General features: G+C 64.3%; 3 protein-coding genes. 2 read left to right on the top strand and 1 reads right to left on the bottom strand.

The window, feature by feature from the left end; translation table 11 throughout:
- Positions 1 to 289: 289 nt before the first annotated feature.
- Positions 290 to 1,126, top strand: a complete 837-nt coding sequence (locus AABA86_RS33745) for a hypothetical protein (RefSeq protein WP_445083503.1) — start codon at positions 290 to 292, stop codon at positions 1,124 to 1,126.
- 137 nt (positions 1,127 to 1,263) lie between these two features.
- Positions 1,264 to 1,473 carry a hypothetical protein gene (locus AABA86_RS33740; RefSeq protein WP_212250387.1) on the top strand — a complete coding sequence of 70 codons (210 nt, stop codon included), beginning with the start codon at positions 1,264 to 1,266 and terminating at the stop codon, positions 1,471 to 1,473.
- Between the two features lie 9 nt (positions 1,474 to 1,482).
- Here AABA86_RS33740 and AABA86_RS33735 read toward each other — a convergent pair whose 3' ends face one another.
- Complete coding sequence (locus AABA86_RS33735; protein WP_338309813.1) at positions 1,483 to 1,830, bottom strand: hypothetical protein; 348 nt, start codon at positions 1,828 to 1,830, stop codon at positions 1,483 to 1,485.
- Positions 1,831 to 1,969 lie beyond the last annotated feature (139 nt).

Genomic DNA, 1,969 nt, shown 5'->3' with positions numbered 1-1,969 from the left:
GGCATGGAAATCAACATGTACGCCTGCGCTGCGCGCAAGTAAGACTGACGACCTGCCGCGGCTTCGACGGTGAACGCCGTCGAAGCCGTGGCAGTGTCGGATCTCAAGCCTGGCATCGCAAGTCTGGCATCGTTGGGCTCTGTGCTTTGTCATCGACGCGATGACACGCCTGCGCAGGCTTCGATCATCTTCCATCAAAATCTCGACCACGCTCTGCGGCGGTGTGTTACGCTGGTGCTCGGTCAGCGCTGCTGCCGCCTCAAAGCGGCGCGCGCCTTCGGGGCACGGGATGCGCGGCAGAGCTTGCAGATTTCTGATGGTGATTGCCTGCGTGGTCGCGCTGACACCGGCGCATGGGCACGCCGAGGAGGGCTTCGATACCGAGCACATCNNCGGCGAGCGCGAATTCCAGAGCCAGACGACGGGGCGCTTCGGCAAGGGCGGCGGGACTTATCGCGCACTCGAGAAGGAGGTCGAGATCGAGATCGTGCCGCTGCCGAACTTCCGCATCGAGCTCGGCGCCGCCGCCAGCTTGCACGACATCACCGGCGTGCCTGATATCGACGACCGCCGCCAGCTCAACTTCCAGGGCGCTTCGCTCGACCTGCGTTATCGCCTGCTCGACCGCGAGCGCGCCCCGTTCGGTCTCACCATCGCCGCCGAGCTCCACGGCGACCGCATCGACGAGACCAGCGGCGCAAAAGGGCGGATGTACGGCACGGAATTCACCCTCGCCATCGACCGCGAGCTCATCCCGCACTTCGCCATCGGCGCGATCAACCTGATCTATCAGCCGGAATGGGCGCGCTTCGAGGTGACGGGGCAGTCCGAGAAGAGCTCTACGATCGGTGCGGCCTTTGCCGGCCTGGTGCGCGTGCGGCCGAACGTGCTGCTCGGCGGCGAGCTGCGCTACTTCCGGCAATATGAAGGCATCGGCCTCGGCGAGTTCTCGGGCCAGGCCCTGTTCGTCGGCCCGACCGCGTATTTTCAGCTCTCCGAGCGCTCGCGGCTGACCCTGAGCTGGAGCATGCAGGCCTGGGGACGGCCGGCCGGATCGGGCGGCAATCTCGACCTCGTCAATTTCGAGCGCCACCAGGCCCGGATGGTGTTCGGCGTTAACTTCTAGGTCGGCTCGTCGCCTCTCCGCCGCAGGCTGGGAGTGGCGATAGAGGCCCCGTTTCTCACCCAGACTTGAAACTTCCCCCTCCGAGGAACGTAACCTTTCGTGCTAGTCTTGATCGCCCCCTGCGAGAGGATCCCGGCATGAACCCGATTGACCTGGTGGTGACTGTGTGTACGGTGCTCTCGCCTGCGACCTGCGAGGAACAGCATCTGATGTTCAACTATGGTGGGTCGCCGCGGCAATGCGCGATGGCCGCGCCCCCCTATATCGCGCAATGGGTCGGCGACCATCCGAAGTGGCAGGCGGTGCGGTGGCGCTGCGAATATCCGCACCCGAACGACAAGGCGTAAGACGTCTCGCTACTTGCTGCAGTCCTTCAGATCCTTGTCGGCGATCGAGAACACCGCATCCGCCCTGATCTCGATGTCGCGAACGATGCACTGCCGCGCATTGGGATAGCTGACCTTGGCGTCGTAGCGGCCCGGCTCGACGCCGGTGATGCGCAGCCGCTCGTCGTGGTCAACCTCCTTGTCCTTGTCGTTCAGGCACTGGTTCGGGCCCCAGTCGCTCTTGCCGGCGGGTGAGAGCTGGAAGCCGGAGATCGTCTCCGTCGTCAGGTTCCAGAGCCTAATGCCCTTGCCCTTGGCCTGCGCGGCGGCTTCGCCGGCAAGCGTCAACGACGCGATCAAAGCTAGAACCCAACGCATCAGCCAGTCCTCCCAAAGGCGGGCCATCATTCCCTGATCAGGCGCTCGCGGTTCTTTGCCTTGTCGAAATTCTTGGCGCGGTCAAGGCCGTTCAGTGCAATCAGCTTCGCCGAGACGAGATCGGCGCCGTCGAAATCGG

Source organism: Bradyrhizobium sp. TM233 (assembly GCF_036247965.1).
In the GTDB taxonomy this organism is placed as follows: domain Bacteria; phylum Pseudomonadota; class Alphaproteobacteria; order Rhizobiales; family Xanthobacteraceae; genus Bradyrhizobium; species Bradyrhizobium ottawaense.
Note: the sequence above shows the minus strand (reverse complement) of the source record. Positions and strands in the feature narration are given on the sequence as shown.